This window comes from Bartonella sp. AP30XZML, from assembly GCF_042195945.1.
Lineage (GTDB): Bacteria > Pseudomonadota > Alphaproteobacteria > Rhizobiales > Rhizobiaceae > Bartonella.
Map to the genome: position 1 here is coordinate 1 of NZ_JBHIPJ010000095.1, position 2,410 is coordinate 2,410.

At 39.3% G+C, this 2,410-nt stretch carries 2 protein-coding genes; both read left to right on the forward strand.

The features are described 5' to 3' along the window. The coding region (locus ACFIL2_RS06540; RefSeq protein ID WP_375681714.1) for a VENN motif pre-toxin domain-containing protein at positions 1-1,198 on the forward strand (1,198 nt) is incomplete at its 5' end. A 6-nt stretch (positions 1,199-1,204) separates the two neighbouring features. Next, on the forward strand, positions 1,205-2,410 hold a 1,206-nt coding region (locus ACFIL2_RS06545), incomplete at its 3' end, for a DUF6990 domain-containing protein (RefSeq protein WP_375677068.1).

Below are 2,410 nucleotides of genomic sequence, written 5' to 3' on the forward strand. Positions count from 1 at the left end.
GTCTGATACGGTTGGCAAATCGTTGGCGGAAGAAATCGGTACCGCCAAGGCAGAAGGCAAAATAGATACGGTCACGCAGATCGTTGCCCATGCAGGACTTGGCTGCTTAAAAGGCGCTGTTGCGAGCGGTGCTTGCTCTGCCGGTGCGATTGGCGGGGCTGTGGGCGAAGCCACTGCTATGCTCCAGTTTAAACTGTCGACCAAAAATTTTATACAAAAAGAAATAGCAGCATTGGATGGTCGTGTTCCAACGGCAGAAGAACAAGCGCGTATCAATGCAAAGATTGAAGCACAGTTTTCTGATTTTAATGATCATGCCATTGATATCGCGCGCATAGCGGGGGGCTTTGCTGCTGCCCTTGCTGGTGGTGATGTCAATACTGGTGCTGATGCCGCAGGTAATGCTGCCGAAAATAATTTTCTTCCTGCGGTAGCAGCTGCTGTAGCGTTCATTGTGTCGCTTACGCCACAAGAGTTGGCAGCTCTGTCTCTTTTTATGGCTGGTGGAGCAACTATTGTTCAATCTCCTAACAATAGAACCGCTATAGCTGATTTCCTTACCTATTGGTTTGCATCAAAAAATTCTGCAGAAGATAGCGAAAAAACAAATCAAAACTCAAAAGAAGAAAAAAATAAAAATTCTCAGGCGAGTGGCAAAGACCCACAAAACAATAATGACGATGATAATGATGGAAAGGGTAAAAAGCTTAATAAAGGTAGGGAACATCATGACAAAAAACGCGATGAGGAAAAACAAAGATTAGAGGAGGAAGGATTTTCACCAAGCGAGGGAGAATTAACGATTGAAATTGAAATTACGACAGATAAAGGCACAATTAAAGCAAGAACACGTCCTGATATTACTTATATTGAGGATGGTGAACCTGCATTTAGTGAGACAAAAACTGGTAAAGCCAAATTAAATGAAGTGCAGAAAGGTTTAAGAGAAATATGTAAAACAACAGGAAGCATAAAATTTTGTGGCTCTAAAGCTGAAGAGTATCTTAAGCAAAAGAAAGAGAAGTTTAATAAATACCAAGAAAATCTCAAAAATTTTATAGAAAAGGAGAAACCAACTGAGGATCAAATAAAAGTATTTAATAAAGAGTGGCCTAAAAAACAATTGAGTAAGAAATGGGAAAAAGGACCACGCAAATATAAACTCAACCAATATCCAAGTTATTTAGAAGAAAAGTGAAGTATTATGCAAACCAAAGATGTAACAGAGATTTTAAAAAAACATAGTTGGGAGCCCCATCGCGATGAAGTTGGAGATACATTTGCTTATTATCATCTTTCTGATCGTATAATACGCATTCTTTACGATGTTGTAGATTATGGAGAAGATGGTGGAAAGTTGTGGCTATCAGTTTCTCTTACCACCGCCGCTTATTGCCTTGCTGGGAAATATTCTAGAGGTGAACAGTCGCGCTATAAATATGACGATATGTTGATTTCTGCAGAAGAAAATTTTGGAGTTACGGCACAGAATCTTTCAGAAAGTCATATCGAGGACGCCTTAAACAAAGTAATTGCTTGGGCGCAAGCACAGGATATTGAACAAAAATTACGTGAAGAAGCCGTCAATCATTCTGCTGTTGCAAAAGCATTGCTTGGTGATATTAATGCTTTAAGATCTGATAAACCGGCACCCCAATTACATGTTCCAGAATTTGCGGATTACGCAACCATAGAATGGATTGATCGCCTTATTTTATTTGCACAAGCCTATAAGAATGGGGAGTTAGACGATATTCTAACGCGCAAAAAGCCCAAACAGCGCTCGATGAGCCTTACTGCAGCAAGCCGTATTCTCAAAACGCAAGGGTGGTTTTCTACGGAACTTGGAAAGATGTGGCTCTCTTTGCCTGATCGTTTTATTCAGTTTGATTTTGGTTTTGTACGTCTTCTCGATAATTACAATGTCCGTCTTGAAGCTGAGGTTTCTAACGAAGAGATTTCTGTAGCTTGTCGTTGTATGCGCTATAGGGGAGAATATAATTGGATACGACCTACGGATATTTATAAGTCTTTTAACACGATTGGGGGAGGGATTTTTAGCGGTTTTGGTAAAGGAATTGATATTTGTGTGGGAATATTAAATGATCACGAGCTTATCAAAATTTCTGAGCGGATAATACAATGGGCACGCACCCAAGACTTGCAAGCATCGATAGAAAGTAAAACACTTGTTAAAAAATATAGTTACGATATAGACATAGTCTGGCATTTAGCTTGTTTAGCATTAACAGGTAAAATTGATGTGCTGAAATCTTATCAAAATTTTTTAGAAGCTGGTACGATTTCTGAACATTTGGATGATAATGACGTAGAAAAATATGTTAACCATGCCGTTGAATTTGCTGAAGAACATCTGAAAATCCTTAATGAGCGAGAAGCAGCAGAAGCA